A 20,543-nucleotide genomic window follows, 5' to 3' on the forward strand; every position below is an offset into this window, starting at 1 on the left:
TAAGCAAGCATGCTTGGCAAGCCAACTTGTAGATTGGGCAAATGAACATCACAGATCGAATGACCAAACTTGTCTTGGCACGGAAGCCTGAAACAGGCGTGCGAGGCGTAAAGAGGCTGATATCCAACACGTGTGGAGTCAGTTACGAAGCCGTGCGCCAGTGGTTTGCAGGTGACACCGGCAATATCAAGAATGACAACCTGTTGGCCCTGGCCCACGGTCTAGACACCACTGTCGACTGGCTGTTGGAAGGTGCAGGCGAACCACCGAGGCGACGTGCCATGGATAACGTTGTGATGGGCGATTTCGGCCGCCACCGAAAGGAAGATGAGATTGATATCCCCCAATATGACGTGGTGGGATCTATGGGGCCGGGGCAGGTTCTGCCAAAGGAATACATCGAGACAGTCCGCAATATCACAGTGCGAACTGAGTACCTGCGCGAACAGGGAATTACCTACACCCATCCCGATCAGTTGTCGGTTATTACAGGTTTCGGCGAAAGCATGGGGGACACCTTCTCCAGTGGAGATCCGCTGATTGTTGATCAGGGTGTCAACTCGGTGGTGGTCGATGGTGTTTACGTCTTTACACTTGATGGAATGCTGTACATCAAGCGGTTGCAGCGCCTTCCGAAGATGCTGCGCATGATCTCGGATAATGAAACCTTCCCTCCCTACGACATCAAAGGCGCCGAGCTTGAAGACATGATTATTCATGCCCGCGTGCTTCTGGCCTGGAACGCAAGGAAGCTGTAATGAAAGGGCTAAATACCCCCTTAAAAAGAGTGGGGTTTCTTGTATTTGTTGCGGGGCTATTAATGTCATTTTTCGGCATATATCAAATAGCCGATAACGCATATCGATCAAGTGACATTCTTGAAACATGGCTTGAGGCAGTGCTCTTTGAGCGCCGCAGCTTCGGAAGATATCCGTCAGCCGGCTACGGGGCATGGATTGCAATAATCGGCCTGCTTTCATCGTTCTTGTATGACAAGGTGACATACCGGCTGGTTGGGTGGATCAAGTCAGGAAGCACGGCTAAGGCTCATGAGCCTGCACCTCCCGCACAGCTTCACTTCAAGGATGGTGCGGCCGCGCTTGAGTACATCTGCAAATATATGGACACCGCCCTTGTTGAAAACGAACTGACCCCTTGCCTGGTTGTAGCAACAAGTCGATCAAAGGACTCAGGGTCATTTGCTGTGATTAACATCCCAACCGATGGGGGTCCAAAAAAATCCACAGCCGCATTCCTGAGTGAAGACGTACCGACAGAAATCGCCGGCAAGCTCTGCGCGGCGATGATAGGACCGGTGAACCCATCGACGGGCGAGCCTGTTTTTATGCTGTGCGCAGAGCTTGAGCCCACTTGGAGTGGTGGCGCCTGGAAGGTAAGACGACGCTTCTAACCCAACCCACAGAAACAGCCCGCCATGAGCGGGCTTTTTTTCGTCCCAAGGAAATAAACACAAGGTCACTTGCATATGAAGTACAAGCATGCTTTTATAAATGCAAGTTCGCTTGCATATGCGGACCCCGGCGAAAGCCACCGCTCTTTAGATGCACCCATTGCCGGATCACCACCGGCCCAGCAGCAAAGGCAAGCGATGGACCGGCCTCAACGGTCCAGAGGGATGGCAACTGTCCCAGGGTGCGCAGCGCAAAGCCCCGAATCAGTTTTCCAGCGGACAGGGTCGCGGCTGGAGAGAAGGAAACACCGGAATTTTTCACTGATGCACCTGGTTACCCGGGTGCATTGGGAAACCAACCGGAGCAACAGCCATGAACAAGCAAGCACTCGTACAGAAAGCCCGGTCCGCGAACCGGGACATCATTACCCATGTCCGCGCCCGCCGCTTCTGGGCCGCCGACCTGGCAGCCGACACCCGCGACGCCTGCATGGCTGAAGCGCGCCGCGCCTAAAACCTGCCGCCCTGGAGGCGACCATGGAACACGAAATAGTTGTTGAGGGGTTTGTTCTCCAGGTGGAGGTGACCCATTGCGAGAACACGCCGGCGAGCCCGGGCAGTTGGCAAAGCGATTGGGATTGCCTGGGCAGCCGGGAGCTGGAATTCAAAGTGCTCTCCGGAATCTGCTACGACGGCGACGGGGTGCGTATGGACGTGCCGAAGTGGCAACTGCCAGTGGTGGCCCACCAGTACGGCCTGCAGATCGAACTGGCGCTGTGGGTCGAGATTGACGCCCACACCCGCCGGCAACGGTGGGCAGCATGAGCCGGGAGTATCGGCGCTCCATCGAAATGGTGGAGCAAGAGCTGGAGCGCATCGCCAAGTCGAGCTACCCGGACACGGACCTGTGCGAAGGCATGATCCAGGCGAACCTGGCCCACGGGTTCATCAGCCAGGCCGAATCGGTCGAGCTGACACAGCGAGTTGTCGACGCGGTGTCGGCCCGGCGCCAGGTACTGCACCGGCTGAGCGCAGCCAGCCGCATGGCAGAGTTTCAGCAGCAATATGGACGGACCCCATGACGATCATCTGCCGAACCGCCAAACAACTGACCGAAGCCCTGCGCCGCCAGGGCTTTTTTTTGGTCAACGATCTACCCCGCCCGCTACGCATCGAAGTGCGGCGCGGCATGCTGATTGCGAGGTTTACATGAAACCCAACTGGAGCAAGGCGCCGGAAGGCGCAACACATCACTGCTCGGCGCGAAATGCCTGGTTTAAGCAAGATGAGAACGACATGTGGCTAATCTGGCAGGCGTACGTCCGATTTGATTCAAAGCCGCTGATTGGGTGGTGCTTTTGCCATGCGCCTGACGGCTCTGATGTAACCACCAAGGCTTGGACCGGCGAAGGCCTGCCGCCTGTTGGGATCGAGATTGAAGTCATGATGCCAGGCCTGGGCAACACCACGTATTTTTGGCAGCGCGCAAAGGTTGTTCATAGCGCTTTGCCAGATTCCCCTGGCGAAATTCTCGTTTTCAGCCTGGAGACAAGCCGGCCGGCCTGGGCGGATGAATTCAGGCCGGTGCGCACGCCCGAGCAGATCGCGTTCGAAGCACGAGACAACGCGGTGAAAGAAATGCTGTCCGTGTGGAATTCCGGATTTGAGGGCCATGTAAAAGACGGCCTGTATGCGCTGTACGACGCCAACTACCGCAAGCAGACAGCGCCATGACCACCCGCCAGCGCTCACGGCGCCGCGCCATCCGCTGGGCGTCGGCCATAACCGGCCTGGCCTTCGTCCTAATCGTTCTTCTCGGCCCCGCAATCGGCGGCCTGATTACTCAATAGGTAAACACCATGTCCAATAAAACAGATGGCGGGGCGGCCTTTCCGATTACCCGCGAAAGCAGTTTCTGCACGAATTACGAAGGCATGCGACTGCGCGACTACTTCGCGGCCAAGGCCATGCAAGGCTTTTGTGCCGACAGCCAAACCGCCGGGCGGAATGGCTTTGAGCTTGCCGAAGAGGCTTACCAAGTTGCCGACGCCATGCTGGCCGCCCGGGGTGGGTCATGAACCCCGGCTACTACCAGAGCCTGCCGAACGCCGACTACCACGGCGGCCCGGGGGTCTCAAAATCCCAGCTAGACCTGATCGACAAGTCGCCGGCGCTTTTTCAGTGGGCAAAGGCTGCACCGGAAGACGAGGAAAGCCGATCGGCCCTGGTGGTGGGCGACGCAACCCATGCTTACCTGTTGGAGCCTGAGCGCTACGCCGCCGAATTTGCGGTAGGGCCGGCCGACTCTCCACGCAACACAAAAGTCGGCAAAGACCGGTGGGCAGAGTTCGAATCAACTCTAACTGGCCAGAAGGTCCTGATGCCCGACGAGGGCAGGAAAATTGCCCTAATGCGTGAAAGCGTCATGGCTCACCCCCAAGCCAAATGGCTTCTGGAGGCCCAGGGCGATGCAGAAGCCAGCATCTACTGGAGCGACCCAGAACACGACGCGCTGTGCCGCTGCCGGCCAGACAAGGTAATCCCAGGAATGGGATGGATCTTGGACGTCAAAACCACTGCCGACATGAAGAAGTTTGAGCGCTCGTTCTACGAGTACCGCTACCACGTCCAAGACAGCTACTACAGCGACGGCTACGCGGCTCACTTCGGCGAGGAGCCTCAGGGATTCATCTTCCTGGTGGTCAGCACCAGCATCGAATGCGGCAAGTACCCCGTGCGCTTGTTCGTCCTCGACGCCGAGGGCAAGGCCGTGGGCCGCGACACTTACCAACGCAACCTATCCACCTACGCCGACTGCATGCGCACCGGTGAATGGTCCGGCATCGAAACCCTATCTCTGCCCTATTGGGCCAAGGAACGCACATGAGCAACCAACCTGCACCATTCTCCCAATCGGACCTGGGCAAGACCCAGGGCAGCGAGGGGCGCCAGCTTTCGCCGGTCGCCCAACTCGGCAACTTCATGGACAGGCTCAAAGGCCAGTTGGCCCTGGCCTTGCCGAAACACCTCACCGCCGACCGCATGTCACGCCTTGCGCTGACCGCGTTCAGCACCTCCCAACAGCTCCAGCGTTGCAGCCACCAGAGCATCGCAGCTTCGATCATGACCGCCGCCCAGCTCGGCTTGGAGCCCGGCGTTAATGGCGCGGGCTTCCTGATCCCGTACGGCACCACCTGCACCTTTGTCCCAGGCTGGAAGGGGCTTGTGGATTTGGTGGCGCGCAGCGGCCGGGGAACGGTCTACACCGGCGTGATCTTCAAGGATCAGCAGTACACGTACACCGACGGCGCGCGCCGCGACCTGGTGATTCACAACGAAACCGAGCTTGATGACGCCAGCGACATCACCCACGCCTTTGCCATCGGCTGGGTGCAAGGCGCCAACATGCCGGTCATTGAGCTGTGGACGGTGGGCAAGATCACGAAGCACCGCGACAAGTACAACAAGGTCGGGAAGAAGCACTACAGCTTCCGCGACTGGGAAATGTACTGCCGCAAGATCCCGTTATTGCAGGTGCTGAAGTACATGCCCTGCTCTGTCGAGGTCTCCAACGCGATCGCAGTCAGCCATGCCGCCGAGCAAGGTCGTGGCGCCACGATTGAAAACGGAATCGTCATCGACATGGACGATCAGCCATCGCGGTCGCCAGAACCTGAACAGAAAGATCAGGGGGCAGTCGAGCAGGTGCAGCACGTAGACCCCGAGACCGGCGAAATCATCCCCGATGATCTTCCTGGCTACGAATCGCGCCGGGAGTAACCGCCATGGCCGCCCAATCCATCCTCGACATTTACGACAGTGTCGAGGAGTTCGCCGGGATCCTGGCCTCTGCTGAGCTTCACGCCAGCGGCGGCTGGGAACTGGAATTCGTCGAGAACATCCGCGCCAGCTTCAAGCGTTACGGCGCCCACACCAACCTGAGCCCGGCTCAACAATCGAAGCTTGAGCGCATCGCCAAGCACTGAGGAATGCCCATGAAATCTGAACATAAGCTGATTATCGAGCGGGCCCAACTGCTGGACACACCACCTTCGATGCTCGCCCATGAGCTGCTGGTGCATGACCTGGTAAGCGCCGGCCTATTTGAACTGAAAAATTTGCACTCGCCATACAGCAAGCTGAACGAAGGCCAGCAGCAGGAGGTGATCGACCGACTCACCGAGGCCGCGCAAGAGGCGGTTATGACGGCCATCGCTATCATCAGCTCGCGCAACGTGACCACCATCCCGATGATGATGAAAGAGGTCAAATTCAACTCCAAGCAGTTGACGCTGACATCGATCGTTGATGCCAAGGACCCAAACCGCCACGACCTGATCGACAGCGCCGGCCACCTTTGCTTGCTGGTTATGGCGCCCGACGACTACAGCGAAGGCCTGGACTTCATCCAGCCAGACCGCGACCAGCCAGACCTGCCACTGCACGTCAGCAACCTGACCGGTAGCCTGTTCGACAAGCGTCCGGATGGACCAGACGAGCCGGACGGCCAGGAAAATCGACTGGGCACCGCCGAAGAACTGGCCGAGCGTACCGGCGTTAATAATCGTGAAACTCCAGACGCTATGGACAAAGAGTTCGGCGAGTTCACCTACGACGACGCCAAGCAACTGATCGTCCTCAAGTCCAACAGCAAGGCGTTCAAGGGCCATTGGGTCCAGAGCCGCCTGGCCATCGACAGCGACAAGACAGGCACCCTGCTGCTGCGCCTGCTCGATGACAAGGTGCTCGAGATCGAAACTGAGGGTGAATCGGCGTTTGACCACAGCTTCAAGGTCATCGCCACCCTGGACGAAGTCGTCTAGCCCATCCCCGCAACATCCCAAGGCGCCTACGGGCGCCTTTCTATCGCCCAAAGGAAAGTGCCCCATGAATCTGCTGACCCCGTACGACACCGAAACCACCGGCCTGCCGCTGTTCCGCGAACCAAGCGACGATCCGCGCCAGCCCCACCTGGTGGACATCTGCATTCTGGCCTACGACGCCAACGGCACCCTGGTCGACTCGTTCGAAGCGATGGTCCGGCCTGATGGCTGGGTGATCCCCAACGAAGTAGCGGTTATCCACGGCATCACCACGGAAATGGCCATGGACATGGGTATCCCAGAAGCCGAAGCGCTGGACGGCTTCATGGCGATTCATGACCGCGCAGGCCTACGCATTGCACACAACATCGCCTTTGACGACCGGATCATGCGCATTGCCCTGTCTCGCTACCGGGGCAAGGAAGCGGCCGACGCCTTCAAGGCCACGCCCGGGTACTGCACCTGTCAATCGAGCAAGAACCTGGTGCAGTGCCCGCCCACCGCCAAGATGATCGCCGCCGGCTTCGGCAAGCAGTTCAAGGTTCCGACCGTAGCCGAGGCCCTGCTGCACTTCACCGGCGAAGCGCTGGTCGGTGGCCACCGCGCGCGGCCCGACACCGAAGCATGCGCCCGCATCTACTTCGCCATGAACCCGCCTGCTCAGGTGGCATGACCATGGATGACGAAGCTTGGGTGAGGCAGGCAGAAGCCAATATTCAGAAAGATCCGGGCCTGTGGGCGTACTTCCTGCAAATACGTAACCCCGGGCTCCCACTGATTGACAGCCTGCCTCAACCAGGCGACGTCATTCGCGACAACGAGGGCCCGTGCGAGGTCATGGTTAAACGGGTCACCCAAAACGGTGACAGTGTGAACTTCGATTGCCGGGTAATCCACGGCGGAGAAGTTACCCACCACAAGTGCTACTACAACGGGTATCGCCTGGCGAATGGCCGCCTTCTACAGCGCCTGAAATATCAGCCAGGTTGCTCCGGCTTCAACCTCTACAGCCTTGGACAAACTGAGCTATTCATTCTGCGGCGTGCTCGCGGACAGCTCGACCTGTTCGCCTTCTGAGAAAAGATCATGAACCCAACAGCAATGCGGGCGCTTGAACGTGCCCGCGAAAAGTCGACCGCCGCCCTGCTCCCGCCGATCCTGGCCAACCCGCCGCTGCCCGCCCTGGTCATCACCGGCCCCATCAACCGCGTCATGGAACTGGAGGGCAAGCAGTTCGCCGTGGGCTTTGTCCAGGCCCTGGGTTCCTCCATTCGCCGGGAGCCCATCCGCACCAAGGCCATTGCCGACCTGACCCGGTACGCCCTGGCCCAGCCATCCAGCGTGGCCAGCGGCGTGAAGATCGTCATTGATTTGTTGAAGGGGGCGGCATGAAGAACAAGCCGTTGGGCGAGCGCGCAGTCGCCGCACTTATTCGTTACGAATCAGCCGCAGCAGAACTTACCAAGATCAAAAAGGGCATCGTGGTAGAGCTGGAGAAGTGCCCAGTCACCATTGAGGCATACCAGGGTAACGACATTCACGGCGGCTTCATCAACATTAGCGAGACGGACCATAAGCGGCTATGGGACGGATCGCGTGTTCGACACCACCTGCATGAGGTACTTCAGGTCGCGACACATGACGGTGGCGACTACGACCGCGAACGAAAGCTGCGTGACGACGAGATCCGCGCCGAGCTGGAAGGCTACGGCGACCATGTGGCGGATGCATACCAGTGCGAGCACTGCCTGGCCGCCTGGCTGCTGATCGAGCGCAGAAAGCTGGTTCGCCAAGAGTTCGGCCATGCCAAACGGTTGGTCCGGGCCCTAGGCAAGCTGGCTATCAAGGCCTCGCCAGCATGACCGCCCTTCGCCGCAAGACAAAGATCCGCGGGCGGCCCATGAAGCCGATCGATCTCAACTTCACGTGCGACCAGTGCAACAAGCAGCGGGCCCACGGCAACCACGACAAATGCAGCAGAGCGCGCCAGCTGGCCATGGCCGAGCTGAGCGCGCGGGAGAAACAGTGATGAGCAATGTAGAGCGACTGACCAAGCAGGACGTGATCGATTCGCCCAGGCTTGGTTTCTGGGTCCACGCTGGCGACTTCAACCAGAAGATCGAACAAGGCCAGAGCCGTGAAAAGGAACTGCAACAGCGCCTGACGGTAGCCGATCAGCGCGCCGATGACTTGCAGGCAGAGGTTGAACGACTGAATCACGTGAAGCTGGCGCTCAAAGAGCTGGCAGAAAGTCGTGCTGATAATTGCTCGGTTTATCGTCGACACCTCAGCGAGGCCCTGACGATGGCGGAAAAGGTCAGGGATGCAAGTCTTGGGATGCGGCGGAAATCCCTGAGCGATCTGATCGTTTACCTGTACCAGAACAGCGACGCCGCACTCAACCCAACCGCCGAGGGCTGTGTGCACGAGTTCATCCCATTTACTGAGGGCTGCTCGAAATGCGGCGAGCCCTACAGCGCCGAGGGCGCGAGCCATGAGTAACGAAATGATCAGCGTGCCCCGTGCCACATTGCAAAAGTGGCTGGACGACATCGGCCCAAGCCGGCATGTGACCCAGTACGCCAGCTTGAAGCGTGATGAGCTGCGCGCCCTTCTCGGCAAGCCAGCCGCCCAGAACCAGGGCGAGCCAGTTTGCAGGGGCTGCGGTGACTCGGGCGTAATAGACGACAAGGACAAGGACGAATTGCCCAGCGGCCACTACGTCGAGAAAGGCCTTGGGAGCTGTCCGGAGTGTGAAGAGCAACCCGCCCTTCTCGCCAAGCCGGACCCTAATACCGATGTTCGGACCATCCTGTTGGATGTTGTTCCAGGTGACGGCGACGGCCGCGAGGTCTACGCAACGTGCTGCGATGACATTGTGACGATGCTTAGCGATCAAGCCGACCGCATTGAAGAACTGGAAGCCGCCCAGCCCCAGGGCGAGCATCCCGCTTAAGTCAGTTGCCAGTCGATCCAACGTTCGGCCGCTGCCATCGCATCTGCCAGGGCGGCCTGGTAGTCCTGCCAGGGGCCGGCGATCTCCGCCGCCACATTCCCAAACCCGGGAATCTCGCTCGACTCAATCACCCGGAAAAGGACCGGTGCCACATCGTTTGGCCGCTCCCACTCGAACTTCAGAAACACCTTCTGCCCACGGTATTCATGTTCGATTGGCACATCCCGATTATGTGACACACGCCCTCCTTATTTGAACCAAGTTGAACCACTCTGAACTATATTGAGCCAAGTTGAACCAACCTGAACCAAGTTGAACCATCTTTTTACACCCAATCGGGTGGACTCTCTATCGAGGCATAAAGCCATCTCACGGCGCAACGCCGGCGGCCTTCAGCACCATCTGAAACAACCCACTCAATAATCTGAACAGCCTGCCGGCGATGGTGGGCGAGGAATCCCTATGCAGACTCAAGCGCAACACATCGAATACATCAAACTGCCCGAGGTGATTAAGCTGGTGGGCATCAAAACTACCACCATCTATAAGATGGCCAACGAGGGGAAATTCCCCAAGCAGGTCAAACTGGGCACCCGGTCCGTCGCATGGATCAAGGCCGAGGTTTTACAGTGGAACCAGCAACAGGCGGATGCAGCTCGCGGTCAGGAAACCAGCCCATCCAAGTAGTCGGCCCACTCCTGCATCATCACCCGGCGCTGCTCGACGTACTCGGCATGGTTGTATGCGCCCCGGACTTTGTTTTCGCCAACGTGCGAAAGCTGCGCCTCGATCCAGTCCTCGTTATATCCCTTCTCATTTAAGGCTGTAGATATCGTGCCGCGTATACCGTGGCCTGTCAGCCTTGCCTCGTAGCCCATCTTCCTGATGGCGTTGTTGACTGTGTTCTCACTCATCATCTTGCTGGGATCATTGCGACCCGTGAACAGCAGGCGGCAGTGGCCTGTCATCGACTTAAGCTCACGCACCAACTCTACCGCTTGCCGCGAAAGCGGCACCAGGTAGGGCGGTATCACATCCCCCTCCGTTCTAACCCTACTCCTCAACTGCTTGACGCCTTCGGGCGGAACACTCCAAAGCGCTGCGTCCAGGTCGAATTGACCTGGCGCGGCAGCCCTCAATTCGCCCGTGCGCACGCCGGTCAGCAGCAACAACCGAATGGCATGCTTCGTAAACAGCGATCCGCCGAAGGTGCTCAGCTTCAACAGGAACTCCCTCAGCTCATCGTCCCCTCGCAGAATTGGGTTGTGCTTAACGGGCGGCTGCACAGCGGCAACGATTTCCAGGTCGGTTGCTGGGTTCGACTCAAGCAGTCCCTCGGCGATGGCATAGCTGAATATCTGGCGCAACCAGGTGCGGCATTTCTCGGCGACGTGCAGGGCGCCCCGCGCTTCTACCCGGCGTACTGCCGCTAGTACATCGGAACGCCTGATCTCAGTAATCGGGATCTTGCCCAGGGACGGAATCAAGTCCTTGTCCAGGTAAAGGCGGGACTGCACCGATTCGCCCTTGACCGCCACGGTCAGGCGCGGGGCCTTGAATGCGTGCCAGCGCTCTGCCACAGCTTCGAAAGTGTTGTTCGCGCTTATCCCGGCTTCGTGCTTTTCCTGCCGGCGATCAACGCGCGGGTCAATTCCTTTGGCAACAAGGCTGCGAGCCTCGTCCCGAAGTGCACGCGCATCGCGCAGGGAAATCTCGGGGTAAGTTCCCAGCGAGATACGCGGCTGCTTTCCGTGCCAACTAAAACGGAAGTGCCACGACTTGGTCCCACCAGGTGCCACGAACAGTGACAGGCCATCGGTGTCGTTGACGCTATAGCTCTTTTCTTTGGGTTTTGATTGCCGGACGGCGGTATCTGTCAGAGGCATCAGTACATCCAGTACAGGTCGAATTCGATATGTACTAGCGAATGTACTAGATAAGTGCGGAAGGTGGCGAAAGATGGCGAAGCTTGGCGCAATAAAAAAGCCGCTCTAGGCGGCTTGTTTACTGATGTTCGCGAAAGTCAGCGGGACTTAGCGAAACCTGATTTGGTGCGGACGAAGAGACTCGAACTCTTACACCTTGCGGCGCTGGAACCTAAATCCAGTGTGTCTACCAATTCCACCACGTCCGCGTATCAAGCCTTTTAAAGCAAAGGCGCCAGACTATTAATCTGGCGCCTTTTCGAAATATGGGGTGGACGATGGGGATCGAACCCACGACAACAGGAGTCACAATCCTGTGCTCTACCAACTGAGCTACGCCCACCATATTGCGTTGTTGCGTTACTTGTGCCAAAGCTGCCTAATGGCGCACCCGGCAGGACTCGAACCTGCGACCATCCGCTTAGAAGGCGGATGCTCTATCCAGCTGAGCTACGGGCGCCTTATTAATCTGTATTCTTTAACGATTACAAACTAAGTGCTTTCAGTCGTTGTGAGTTAACCATCAACTCTGCCCGACCTTCTTAACCAGTGCTAGGCTGTGCCCGACAAGTGCGACGAATGTTATAGGTGGTCGCTAAGGTCGTCAACTCTTTTTTGAAAAAAATTCATTTAATTAAAGGGGTTAGGGGAATTTGCTGACCAAGCGCCTTTGCCCTCACGTCCCGACATGCGAGAATACGTTCTCTTTTTCTCTCCCTCTCGATGGTTAATCACGCGTCATGACTGCACAACTAATCGACGGCAAAGCGATCGCCGCTAGCCTGCGCCAGCAGATCGCCAAACGTGTCGCCGAGCGTCGCCAGCAAGGCCTGCGCACCCCCGGCCTCGCGGTGATCCTGGTCGGCAGCGACCCAGCGTCTCAGGTTTATGTCTCGCACAAGCGTAAAGACTGTGAAGAGGTCGGCTTTCTTTCCCAAGCCTATGACCTGCCCTCCGACACCACTCAAGACGATCTGGCTAGCCTGATCGATCGCCTTAATGATGACCCGAACATTGATGGTGTTCTGCTGCAATTGCCTTTGCCCGAACATCTCGATGCCTCCAAATTGCTGGAGCGCATTCGCCCGGATAAAGATGTGGATGGCTTCCATCCTTATAACGTCGGTCGTCTCGCACAACGCATTCCACTGCTGCGACCCTGCACCCCCAAAGGCATCATGACCCTGCTGGAAAGCACCGGGGTCGATCTTTACGGCCTGGATGCAGTGGTGGTCGGCGCCTCTAATATTGTCGGGCGCCCGATGGCCATGGAGCTGTTGCTCGCTGGCTGCACCGTGACCGTTACCCATCGCTTCACCAAGGACCTGGCAGGCCACGTTGGCCGCGCCGACCTGGTGGTGGTTGCCGCCGGCAAGCCGGGGCTGGTCAAAGGTGAGTGGATCAAGCCGGGCGCCATCGTTATCGACGTGGGCATCAACCGCCAGGGCGACGGCAAGCTGGTGGGCGATGTGGTCTACGAGACGGCCCTGCCCCGCGCCGGCTGGATCACCCCTGTACCGGGTGGCGTTGGGCCGATGACCCGCGCCTGCCTGCTGGAGAACACACTGTACGCGGCGGAAACCCTGCATAGCTAAACCAGGAAGTGCATCTGTTCCGCTAACAAAGAACCCCGCCATTGGCGGGGTTCTTTGTTTATGGGGTATGCCGGACTAGCTGCGCTCCGCCAGCGCCGCGCTGACCTGGGCGCGATACGCCACTTTCTGCAGGCGTTTTTCCAGATCGAGCATCACCACCCGATCACTTCGCCCGCTTTCCAGCTCATCGACCAGGGTTTGGGCGAGGAGGCGCAGGTCATGGATGATGACAATCCGCTCATCGTTAACATCGCGTTTGTGGGACTCGAACACGCGGTGCAGAAAATCCTCGATATTGCGCTGACAACGATGACGATCAGTGGCCCGAAAATGCGCCAGATTGGCTCCAATACGCCCCAACAACTCCAGCAACTCCAGCAACTCCAACGTGAAGTAGTGCAGGCGTCGGCCATACCCCACATTGCGCTCACGCAGTTGAGCGCGTTGCGCAGCAAACTCTTGCCGCCGTTGAATAGCGGGAACGGCAATGGCCACCATCAAACCCACTATCAGCCCGACTGCCTGGATCCAGCCATACCAATCAGCCGACTTGGGGAAAAACGCGAACGCCAGCAACAGCACTGCCACCATTCCCGCCCACACCACCATGGGCAGATACTCTTTGCTGATAAAGCTTTTCGGCATTGCCCGACTCCCGTTTATTCCAGGGTGATATGCAGCAAAAAAGGCGATGCTAATCCCCGCCCGGGTGGCGCACCATGTTTATTAAGTACCGACCCGGATACCAAAGCGCCATCACTCGGAAAATACCTGTTTTTTCTTAGTTCTTAGGGGGTTTCATCGACCATTGGAAGAACAATCGACAGTTCTTCAGCCATACTCATAAAATGTAACGTTTTTTCGAAAACGACCCGTTGCCAAACGGCATATCCATACTTTTTTCGAGTCCGCCCGCGTGAAAATTCGTCTTTCTATCCTGAGCCTATTTTTTGCTGTTACAGGCACCTTCATCACGCAGACCGTCGTTGCCGGCGAAACCACCGCCGCGCCCCGAGACACTTCACAGTTGCATATCGCTTCGGGCAGCGCCTTGCTGCTCGACCTGCAGACCAACAAAGTCATCTATTCCAGCAACCCGGACGTGGTGGTACCCATTGCGTCGGTGACCAAGCTGATGACCGGCCTCATCGTGCTGGAAGGCAAACAGTCGATGGATGAATACATCTCGGTGTCGATCAGCGACACCCCGGAAATGAAAGGCGTGTTCTCCCGGGTCAAGCTCAACAGTGAGCTGAGCCGCCGCGACATGCTGCTGATCGCTCTGATGTCATCGGAAAACCGCGCCGCCGCGAGCCTGGCCCATCATTATCCGGGCGGTTACGCGGCCTTTATTGCGGCGATGAACGCCAAGGCCAAAGCATTGGGCATGACCAGCACCCACTATGTGGAACCCACCGGGCTGTCGATTCACAACGTGTCCACAGCTCGCGACCTGAGCAAGCTGCTGCTGGCCGCACGCAAGTACCCGATGCTCAGCGAGTTGAGCACCACCAAGGAAAAAACCGTGGCCTTCCGCAAACCCAACTACACCCTGGGTTTTCATAACACCGACCACCTGGTGAACAGGGCCAACTGGGATATCAAGCTGACCAAGACCGGCTTTACCAATCAGGCTGGTCATTGCCTGGTGCTGGTCACCAGCATGGGCAATCGCCCGGTCGCGCTGGTAATTCTCGATGCCTTTGGCAAATACACCCACTTCGCCGATGCCAGCCGCATCCGCAACTGGGTCGAGACCGGCAAAAGCGGTTCGGTGCCGGATGCAGCCTTGCGCTACAAGGCCGACAAGAACCTCAAGGACCGCCAGAGTGGCGTCGCCCAGCGCAGCCAGTGAATCCTCTTTAAATGAAAACGGCGCCTCAGGGCGCCGTTTTCACATCTGCTCAGATCAGTTGCCAATGGCCTTGACCGCCTTGGCTGCTGCCTGTTCCTGACCGGCCTGGGCCAGTTCATCCGCTGCCCGCAACCAGCGTTGGCGATCGACCTTGGCTGGCACTTGGTTCGGCGCTTGGATCAACACCGCCCAACTCCCGGCATTCTTCCAGGCTGACTCGAATGAACTGAAGCTCATCAGCATCCGCCGATTCTGCCCTGCACGCAGCAGTACCGTCTGCTTGTCGCGGTTGTAGCCGGCCAACACCGCGTAACGCGGCTGCGACCAGAACGACGAACCTTCGGTAAAGCGCAGCATCACCGGAAAACCGGCGGCCACCTGGGTCAGCAGGGCTGGCAGGTTGTCGTCCAGGGGGTAGACCAGCATCCCGTACTCACGGGCGAGTTTCTGCATGTTCTGCTGCAACTGCGCCTCGGCGCCCGGCAGATGCAAAGGCTTGTCGAGCAGCCCGGGCGTGATCACCACACCTTGCTGGGACAGCATGCTGGCCAGGGCGCCGGGGCCACTCTGATAGATCTCGCCTCGAAAGAACGGCACGCTGCTGAGCTCGACCCGCTCGGGCAGGCGCTGGATCTCCGGCTGCACACCCGTGGCGCAACCCGCCAGGCTCAGGACACAGGCGCTGGCCAGCAACGCCGTTCGAATTCGAGGAAATACCCGCACCATCTTCGCTCTCTTGATCAGACGCCGGCCTGACAGTCTTCCGGCTGGGGGCCTGATCATAGGGCCCTCTGGCTCGGTGGTATAGCGTTAGGTCGCAGTTAATTGCCGGCGATAGAGCGAAGCAGTCGATCACTCTCGACTATTGGTCAATTGTTTGAAACACGGCAGCGACTAGACTGTCCATTGCAAAGAGTGTGTGCCCTAGACAGGGCAAAGAGGAGGCACGTATGAGCCTGACAACGACGATTTTCCTACTGATCTGTGGCTGGCTGGCCGTTGCCGGCGCCATGCTCTGGGGGGTGTTGCGGATCACCCGCCGGCATCACCACCCTCTCCCACCGCCAACCCCGGCAAAAGTCAGCAAACCGGCGCCACGTCCCGCGACCGCGCACTGAGTCATCCACCCGGCAAAAAAAAGCCGCCTGCATTCTTTCGAAGGCAGGCGGCCAAATGTCACGCAATCAATCAGGCATCGAGTTCACGCTTCTGCCGCGCCCGTCGCGCCAGCATGTTCAGGCTCTCGATCGCCGCCGAGAACGCCATCGCCGCATACACATAACCTTTTGGCACGTGGGCACCGAAGCCTTCGGCGATCAGGGTCATGCCGATCATGATCAGGAAGCCCAGGGCCAGCATCACCACGGTCGGGTTGTCGTTGATGAACTTGGCCAGCGGCTCGGCGGCCAGCAACATCACCAGGACCGAGACCACCACCGCGATGATCATGATCGGCAAATGCTCGGTCATGCCAACGGCGGTAATGATGCTGTCGATGGAAAACACCATGTCCAGCAGCAGGATCTGGCCGATCGCAGCGGCAAAGCCGATGGACACACCCGCAGTGGCCTTATCGTCGTGCTGGGCCTGCGGGTCCATGCTGTGATGGATCTCGGTCGTGGCCTTCCACAACAGGAACAAGCCACCCGCGATCAGGATCATGTCCTTCCAGGAGAACACCTGGCCAAACACGTCGATCACCGGCTCGGTCAACTGCACGATAAAGGCGATGGTGCTGAGCAACGCCAGACGCAGGATCAGGGCCATGCCGATCCCGATGCGTCGCGCCTTGGCTCGATGCTGCTCGGGCAATTTGTTGGTCAGGATCGAGATAAAGATCAGGTTATCGATACCAAGCACGATTTCCATCACCACCAGGGTGGCCAGGGCGACCCAGGCGGTGGGGCTGGCGGCGAGTTGTAAAAGGTATTCCATGGGCAATCCTGGCTCTGTGGTACGAAAGGGTTAGATTTCCTGCGACGACGGCTCTTTATTCTTGCCGTCGTCAGCGGGTTTTTCCTGTTTGCTGATCAAGCCACCGGTGGCGTCGCTGATGGCTTGCTCGGCCGCCTTGTGGGTGTCGTCAATCGCTTGCTTGGCCGATTCGGCAGCCTTGCCCATCAATTGCTGGGCGCTTTTTTCTGCTTGATCGCAGCCAGCCAGGCCCACTAATGCCAGCGCCAGCAAGGCTGCGGCGCCGATGTTTTGAATTTTCATGGTGTTTCCCTCGATAGAACAGACGGGCCCAACCGGCAGGCCGTCGATAGCGGGGGATTCTAAAGAGCTGGATACTTCAGGAAAATTCGTATTTTTTGCAGTTATAATTCGGTTTTTACGAAGTGAGATCGCCATGCTCAATTATCGTCAACTGCATTACTTCTGGGTCGTGGCCAAAACCGGCAGCATCGTGCGCGCCTGCGAGCAGCTCAACCTCACCCCGCAAACCATCAGCGGTCAGATTAGCCTGCTGGAGCAAACCTATGGCATCGAGTTGTTTCGCCGGGTCGGACGTCAGCTGGAACTCACCGAAGCCGGGCGCCAGACCCTGCCTTATGCCGAACAGATGTTTCAGTTGGGGGGCGAACTGGAAGCCATGCTCCGCGCCCAGCCCAATGAGCAGCAGATCCAGTTTCGGGTGGGGGTGGCCGATGTGGTGCCCAAATCCATCGTCTACCGGCTGATCGCGCCCACCATGGAGTTGAGTGAGCCGATCCGCATCACCTGCCGCGAAGACAAACTCGAACGGCTGCTGGCCGACCTGGCCATCCAGCGTCTGGACCTGGTGATTTCCGACAGTCCGATGCCGTCGCACCTCGACATCAAGGGCTACAGCCAGAAGCTGGGTGAATGCGGCATCAGTTTTTTCGCCACGGCCAACCTGGCCCAGGCCTACGGCCAGGATTTCCCCCACAGCCTGCACGGCGCACCCATGTTGATACCGGGGCAGGAAACCGTGGTCCGCAGCCGCTTGCTGCGCTGGTTCGCCGAACAGCAGATTCAGCCGCGGATCATTGGCGAGTTCGACGACAGCGCGCTGATGCAGGCCTTCGGTCAATCCGGCAGCGGGATTTTCATCGCCCCCAGCGTGATTGCCGATGAAGTGAAGCGCCAATACGGCGTGGAGCTGATCGGCCAGACCGATGCAGTGACCGAGTCCTTCTATGCCATTTCAGTGGAGCGCAAGGTCAAGCACCCCGGCATCGTCGCGATTACCGAGGGTGCGCGCCGCGAGCTGTTCACCGCCCTGCCCGCCTGAGGTTTCAGGCGCAGGCGCTGCGCGGCTTGGCGCCCATCAGCAGCAAGGCCAGGACAATCGACACCAGGATGAATCCGGCAGCGGCGAATCCCAGGCTGCCCAGGCCCAGGGTGTCGATCACTCGGCCACCGACCATGGCTCCCAGGCCGATCCCGAGGTTGGCCCCGGCGATGTTCAGGGACGCGGCAAAGGCCGGCGCTTCAGGTGCGGCCTTCATCAGCCGCACATGGCTGACCAGAAACAACGCCGCCTGGGTCACGCCCCAGATACCCATGGCCGCCGCCAGCCCCAATGTCGAATGGATAGCCGGCACCAGGGCCACCATGCCGCCGATCATAAAGGCGCAGAACACCATCGACGCCATCAGCGGATGCCGGTCCACTGCCCGTCCGCCCAGGGAATTGCCGATCAATCCGACCGCACCAAAGCCCATCAGGCACCAGCCCACCACGGTGCCGTTGAACCCGGCCAGGCGCTCAAGGATGTCGGCGAGGTAGGTGTAAGCGGTGAACATACCGCTGAACACCAGGATCGACAGCAGCACATGCCCCTGCATCAGCGGGCTGCGCAGGATCTTGAATTGCGAACCCAGGCTGACCTGCTGCTTATGCAGCTCGGTCTTCGGCAGGTAGATAAACAGCAGCAAGGCCTTGGCGAACGCCACCACCGCCAGGATCGCAAAGGCGCTGCGCCAGCCGAAGGCATCGGAAATCAGGGTCCCCACCGGAATCCCGAAAACCGTGGCACACACAATACCGAAGCCGATTTTAGCGATGGCGCGCCCGGCGTAGTCCGGGCCGACAATGCCGACCGCAGTTTCACTGGCCAGGGCCCAGAACACCGGCAACCCCAACGCCGGGATCAACCGGGCCACAGCCATGACCCCGATATTCGGCGCCAGCGCCGCCAGGGTATTGGCCAGGCCGAACATCACCAGTACCGTCACAAACAGGCGCTTGCGTTCGAAACGGGCGAAATAGGCGGTGAGAAACGGCCCGAATGCGGCCACGGTGAAGGCGAACAGCGTCACCAGCAGGCCGGCCTGGGGCACGCTGACCTCAAGATCCCGGGCGATCGACGGCAGCAGACCGACGATGATGAATTCCGTGGTCAGCACGGTAAAACCCGCAGCCGACAACAGCAGGATGGGCAACAGCATGAATAACTCCAGAAACGACAACGCCAGCGCCAGCCCGAGGGCCCACTGAGGGGATATGAAAAAAGGATGGCGAATGTTAACAGAATGTTTGAGCCGCCGCTGAAGCGCGGGCTGTGCGGCAGATCGTCATACACCTCCGGGGAACCACCGGCGCTGTGATAAAGTCCGCCCCCCTAAAAAACCCGGCACGGTCATCGTCTACCCTCGGTGATTCAGCGCAAAGCGTTGCTGCCGCGTACGGTGGGCAATCCTTGAGACAGTCTGCCGCGTCTATTACTGTCGCCCCATCCAATACCTCAAAAAAAACAGAGATACCGTTATGACTGCTTCGCCCCCTTCGCTTCTGCAAAAACTCAAGGGCATCAGCCTGGTCACGCAGATCATTATCGGCTTGCTCGCCGGGATCGCCCTGGCGCTGTTGCTGCCCGAAGTGGCCAAGTCCACCGCTTTTATCGGCAAGGTGTTTGTCGCTGCGCTCAAGGCCGTGGCGCCGATCCTGGTGTTCGTGCTGGTGATGGCCTCCATCGCCAACCACAAACATGGGCAGCAAACCCATATCCGGCCGATCCTGGTGCTGTACCTGCTGGGCACCTTCGCCGCGGCCGTGGTCGCGGTGATCGCCAGCAGCCTGTTCCCGTCGGCGCTGGTGCTGTCCACCCACGACGTCGCCATCAGCGCCCCCGGTGGCATCGCCGAAGTCCTGCAAAGCCTGTTGCTGAGCGTGGTCGAGAACCCGGTCAGCGCGCTGATGAATGCCAACTTCATCGGCATCCTGGCCTGGGCCATCGGCATGGGCGTCGCCATTCGCCATGCCGGTGAGACCACCCGCACTGTGCTGGGCGACCTGTCCAACGGCGTGACCCTGATCGTGCAGGTGGTGATCCGCTTCGCCCCGCTGGGGATTTTCGGCCTGGTGGCCTCGACCCTGGCCACCTCCGGCTTCGGTGCGCTGCTGGGCTATCTGCACCTGCTGGCGGTGCTGATCGGCTGCATGCTGTTTGTGGCTCTGGTCATGAACCCGGCCATTGTCTACTGGAAAATCCGCCGCAACCCCTTCCCGCTGGTGCTGATGTGCCTGCGCGAAAGCGGGATTACCGCGTTTTTCACCCGCAGTTCGGCGGCCAACATTCCGGTCAACCTGGAACTGAGCAAGCGCCTGGGCCTGCATGAAGACACCTATTCGGTATCGATCCCCCTGGGCGCCACCATCAACATGGCCGGCGCGGCGATCACCATCACCGTGCTGACCCTGGCGGCGGTGCACACCCTGGGCATCAGCGTCGACCTGCCGACTGCGGTGCTGCTCAGTGTGGTCGCGGCGATCTGTGCCTGCGGCGCCTCGGGCGTGGCCGGTGGCTCGCTGTTGCTGATTCCCCTGGCGTGCAGCCTGTTCGGCATCCCCAGCGAGATCGCGATGCAGGTGGTGGCGGTCGGCTTCATCATCGGCGTGCTTCAGGACTCGGCGGAAACCGCCCTCAACTCCTCCACCGACGTGCTGTTCACCGCAGCCGCCTGCATGGCCCAGGACGATCCGGTCCAACCGACAGCCTGAGCGACACAGCC

The 20,543-nt window shown here is 59.2% G+C and carries 32 protein-coding genes and 3 tRNA genes; 25 read left to right on the forward strand and 10 right to left on the reverse strand.

The window, feature by feature from the left end:
- Positions 1-41 precede the first annotated feature (41 nt).
- The 19 genes from AC19YX_RS27300 (at position 42) to AC19YX_RS27390 (ending at position 9,190) form a co-directional block, all read left to right on the forward strand.
- Positions 42-758, forward strand: a complete 717-nt coding sequence (locus AC19YX_RS27300) for an XRE family transcriptional regulator (RefSeq protein WP_500607460.1) — start codon at positions 42-44, stop codon at positions 756-758.
- On the forward strand, positions 758-1,411 hold the full coding sequence (locus tag AC19YX_RS27305; RefSeq protein ID WP_500607461.1) for a hypothetical protein: 654 nt from the start codon (positions 758-760) through the stop codon (positions 1,409-1,411). The genes AC19YX_RS27300 and AC19YX_RS27305 overlap by 1 nt, the downstream gene beginning before the upstream one ends.
- 373 nt (positions 1,412-1,784) lie before the next feature.
- Entirely contained in the window at positions 1,785-1,925 is a 141-nt protein-coding gene (locus AC19YX_RS27310) for a hypothetical protein (RefSeq protein WP_500607462.1), read from the forward strand.
- A 23-nt stretch (positions 1,926-1,948) separates the two neighbouring features.
- Positions 1,949-2,236, forward strand: a complete 288-nt coding sequence (locus AC19YX_RS27315) for a hypothetical protein (protein ID WP_500607463.1) — start codon at positions 1,949-1,951, stop codon at positions 2,234-2,236.
- Positions 2,233-2,493, forward strand: coding sequence for a hypothetical protein (locus AC19YX_RS27320; protein WP_500607464.1), 261 nt, complete (start codon positions 2,233-2,235; stop codon positions 2,491-2,493). Before AC19YX_RS27315 ends, AC19YX_RS27320 begins: the two co-directional genes overlap by 4 nt.
- Complete coding sequence (locus AC19YX_RS27325; protein ID WP_500607465.1) at positions 2,490-2,624, forward strand: hypothetical protein; 135 nt, start codon at positions 2,490-2,492, stop codon at positions 2,622-2,624. The genes AC19YX_RS27320 and AC19YX_RS27325 overlap by 4 nt, the downstream gene beginning before the upstream one ends.
- Positions 2,621-3,145 carry a hypothetical protein gene (locus AC19YX_RS27330; protein ID WP_500607466.1) on the forward strand — a complete coding sequence of 175 codons (525 nt, stop codon included), beginning with the start codon at positions 2,621-2,623 and terminating at the stop codon, positions 3,143-3,145. Before AC19YX_RS27325 ends, AC19YX_RS27330 begins: the two co-directional genes overlap by 4 nt.
- Before the next feature lie 125 nt (positions 3,146-3,270).
- Positions 3,271-3,489, forward strand: coding sequence for a hypothetical protein (locus tag AC19YX_RS27335; protein WP_500607467.1), 219 nt, complete (start codon positions 3,271-3,273; stop codon positions 3,487-3,489).
- Positions 3,486-4,298: a PD-(D/E)XK nuclease-like domain-containing protein gene (locus tag AC19YX_RS27340; protein WP_500607468.1), complete on the forward strand. Its 813-nt coding sequence runs from the start codon at positions 3,486-3,488 to the stop codon at positions 4,296-4,298. Before AC19YX_RS27335 ends, AC19YX_RS27340 begins: the two co-directional genes overlap by 4 nt.
- A complete protein-coding gene (locus tag AC19YX_RS27345; protein WP_500607469.1) occupies positions 4,295-5,191 on the forward strand; it encodes a recombinase RecT in 897 nt (298 codons plus the stop codon). Before AC19YX_RS27340 ends, AC19YX_RS27345 begins: the two co-directional genes overlap by 4 nt.
- 5 nt (positions 5,192-5,196) lie before the next feature.
- Positions 5,197-5,397 (forward strand): hypothetical protein, encoded by a 201-nt coding sequence (locus tag AC19YX_RS27350; protein WP_500607470.1) that lies wholly within the window; start codon positions 5,197-5,199, stop codon positions 5,395-5,397.
- 9 nt (positions 5,398-5,406) lie between these two features.
- Positions 5,407-6,234: a DNA translocase FtsK gene (locus AC19YX_RS27355; RefSeq protein WP_500607471.1), complete on the forward strand. Its 828-nt coding sequence runs from the start codon at positions 5,407-5,409 to the stop codon at positions 6,232-6,234.
- 64 nt (positions 6,235-6,298) lie between these two features.
- Positions 6,299-6,907, forward strand: a complete 609-nt coding sequence (locus AC19YX_RS27360) for a 3'-5' exonuclease (protein WP_500607472.1) — start codon at positions 6,299-6,301, stop codon at positions 6,905-6,907.
- A 2-nt stretch (positions 6,908-6,909) separates the two neighbouring features.
- Entirely contained in the window at positions 6,910-7,311 is a 402-nt protein-coding gene (locus AC19YX_RS27365; RefSeq protein ID WP_500607473.1) for a hypothetical protein, read from the forward strand.
- A 9-nt stretch (positions 7,312-7,320) separates the two neighbouring features.
- On the forward strand, positions 7,321-7,626 hold the full coding sequence (locus tag AC19YX_RS27370) for a hypothetical protein (RefSeq protein WP_500607474.1): 306 nt from the start codon (positions 7,321-7,323) through the stop codon (positions 7,624-7,626).
- Positions 7,623-8,096, forward strand: coding sequence for a hypothetical protein (locus AC19YX_RS27375; RefSeq protein WP_500607475.1), 474 nt, complete (start codon positions 7,623-7,625; stop codon positions 8,094-8,096). The genes AC19YX_RS27370 and AC19YX_RS27375 overlap by 4 nt, the downstream gene beginning before the upstream one ends.
- Positions 8,093-8,263 carry a hypothetical protein gene (locus AC19YX_RS27380; protein ID WP_500607476.1) on the forward strand — a complete coding sequence of 57 codons (171 nt, stop codon included), beginning with the start codon at positions 8,093-8,095 and terminating at the stop codon, positions 8,261-8,263. Before AC19YX_RS27375 ends, AC19YX_RS27380 begins: the two co-directional genes overlap by 4 nt.
- A complete protein-coding gene (locus AC19YX_RS27385) occupies positions 8,263-8,736 on the forward strand; it encodes a hypothetical protein (protein ID WP_500607477.1) in 474 nt (157 codons plus the stop codon). Before AC19YX_RS27380 ends, AC19YX_RS27385 begins: the two co-directional genes overlap by 1 nt.
- Positions 8,729-9,190, forward strand: a complete 462-nt coding sequence (locus tag AC19YX_RS27390) for a hypothetical protein (RefSeq protein WP_500607478.1) — start codon at positions 8,729-8,731, stop codon at positions 9,188-9,190. Before AC19YX_RS27385 ends, AC19YX_RS27390 begins: the two co-directional genes overlap by 8 nt.
- Here AC19YX_RS27390 and AC19YX_RS27395 read toward each other — a convergent pair.
- Positions 9,187-9,429: a hypothetical protein gene (locus tag AC19YX_RS27395; protein ID WP_500607479.1), complete on the reverse strand. Its 243-nt coding sequence runs from the start codon at positions 9,427-9,429 to the stop codon at positions 9,187-9,189. The two genes, AC19YX_RS27390 and AC19YX_RS27395, sit on opposite strands and share 4 nt — an antisense overlap.
- A 223-nt stretch (positions 9,430-9,652) precedes the next feature.
- On the opposite strand from AC19YX_RS27395, the gene AC19YX_RS27400 reads away from it, so the two are divergent.
- Positions 9,653-9,877 carry a helix-turn-helix transcriptional regulator gene (locus AC19YX_RS27400; RefSeq protein ID WP_500607480.1) on the forward strand — a complete coding sequence of 75 codons (225 nt, stop codon included), beginning with the start codon at positions 9,653-9,655 and terminating at the stop codon, positions 9,875-9,877.
- Here the strand turns inward: AC19YX_RS27400 and AC19YX_RS27405 are convergent.
- From AC19YX_RS27405 to AC19YX_RS27420, 4 genes are all read right to left on the reverse strand, one after another.
- Positions 9,853-11,076: a tyrosine-type recombinase/integrase gene (locus tag AC19YX_RS27405; RefSeq protein ID WP_500607481.1), complete on the reverse strand. Its 1,224-nt coding sequence runs from the start codon at positions 11,074-11,076 to the stop codon at positions 9,853-9,855. The two genes, AC19YX_RS27400 and AC19YX_RS27405, sit on opposite strands and share 25 nt — an antisense overlap.
- A 163-nt stretch (positions 11,077-11,239) precedes the next feature.
- A tRNA-Leu gene (locus tag AC19YX_RS27410) sits at positions 11,240-11,324 on the reverse strand.
- Positions 11,325-11,382: 58 nt separating this feature from the next.
- A tRNA-His gene (locus tag AC19YX_RS27415) sits at positions 11,383-11,458 on the reverse strand.
- Positions 11,459-11,498: 40 nt separating this feature from the next.
- A tRNA-Arg gene (locus AC19YX_RS27420) sits at positions 11,499-11,575 on the reverse strand.
- A 280-nt stretch (positions 11,576-11,855) separates the two neighbouring features.
- Here AC19YX_RS27420 and folD point away from each other — a divergent pair.
- Entirely contained in the window at positions 11,856-12,710 is an 855-nt protein-coding gene (gene folD / locus AC19YX_RS27425; RefSeq protein ID WP_020296823.1) for a bifunctional methylenetetrahydrofolate dehydrogenase/methenyltetrahydrofolate cyclohydrolase FolD, read from the forward strand.
- Positions 12,711-12,785: 75 nt separating this feature from the next.
- Here folD and AC19YX_RS27430 read toward each other — a convergent pair whose 3' ends face one another.
- Complete coding sequence (locus AC19YX_RS27430) at positions 12,786-13,355, reverse strand: hypothetical protein (RefSeq protein WP_500607482.1); 570 nt, start codon at positions 13,353-13,355, stop codon at positions 12,786-12,788.
- Positions 13,356-13,626: 271 nt separating this feature from the next.
- Here AC19YX_RS27430 and pbpG point away from each other — a divergent pair, with 271 nt between their 5' ends.
- Positions 13,627-14,565: a D-alanyl-D-alanine endopeptidase gene (pbpG, locus tag AC19YX_RS27435; protein ID WP_078473268.1), complete on the forward strand. Its 939-nt coding sequence runs from the start codon at positions 13,627-13,629 to the stop codon at positions 14,563-14,565.
- Positions 14,566-14,619: 54 nt separating this feature from the next.
- Here the strand turns inward: pbpG and AC19YX_RS27440 are convergent, their stop codons facing one another.
- Positions 14,620-15,348 carry a PA2778 family cysteine peptidase gene (locus AC19YX_RS27440; RefSeq protein ID WP_201131682.1) on the reverse strand — a complete coding sequence of 243 codons (729 nt, stop codon included), beginning with the start codon at positions 15,346-15,348 and terminating at the stop codon, positions 14,620-14,622.
- 167 nt (positions 15,349-15,515) lie between these two features.
- Here AC19YX_RS27440 and AC19YX_RS27445 point away from each other — a divergent pair, with 167 nt between their 5' ends.
- Positions 15,516-15,683 (forward strand): hypothetical protein, encoded by a 168-nt coding sequence (locus AC19YX_RS27445; protein WP_178102995.1) that lies wholly within the window; start codon positions 15,516-15,518, stop codon positions 15,681-15,683.
- Between the two features lie 70 nt (positions 15,684-15,753).
- Here AC19YX_RS27445 and AC19YX_RS27450 read toward each other — a convergent pair whose 3' ends face one another.
- Positions 15,754-16,500, reverse strand: coding sequence for a TerC family protein (locus AC19YX_RS27450; RefSeq protein WP_078473270.1), 747 nt, complete (start codon positions 16,498-16,500; stop codon positions 15,754-15,756).
- 30 nt (positions 16,501-16,530) lie between these two features.
- The gene (locus AC19YX_RS27455) at positions 16,531-16,782 is read right to left on the reverse strand and encodes a hypothetical protein (protein ID WP_421549297.1); all 252 of its coding nucleotides are present in this window, start codon (positions 16,780-16,782) and stop codon (positions 16,531-16,533) included.
- A gap of 133 nt (positions 16,783-16,915) precedes the next feature.
- Between AC19YX_RS27455 and nhaR the strand changes: the two genes are divergently transcribed.
- Positions 16,916-17,821 (forward strand): transcriptional activator NhaR, encoded by a 906-nt coding sequence (nhaR, locus tag AC19YX_RS27460; protein ID WP_020296829.1) that lies wholly within the window; start codon positions 16,916-16,918, stop codon positions 17,819-17,821.
- 4 nt (positions 17,822-17,825) lie between these two features.
- Here nhaR and AC19YX_RS27465 read toward each other — a convergent pair whose 3' ends face one another.
- Positions 17,826-18,980: an MFS transporter gene (locus tag AC19YX_RS27465; RefSeq protein ID WP_421549235.1), complete on the reverse strand. Its 1,155-nt coding sequence runs from the start codon at positions 18,978-18,980 to the stop codon at positions 17,826-17,828.
- A 319-nt stretch (positions 18,981-19,299) separates the two neighbouring features.
- Here AC19YX_RS27465 and sstT point away from each other — a divergent pair, with 319 nt between their 5' ends.
- A complete protein-coding gene (sstT, locus tag AC19YX_RS27470) occupies positions 19,300-20,532 on the forward strand; it encodes a serine/threonine transporter SstT (RefSeq protein WP_201131686.1) in 1,233 nt (410 codons plus the stop codon).
- Positions 20,533-20,543: the final 11 nt, after the last annotated feature.

This window comes from Pseudomonas sp. MF09150, assembly GCF_059862355.1.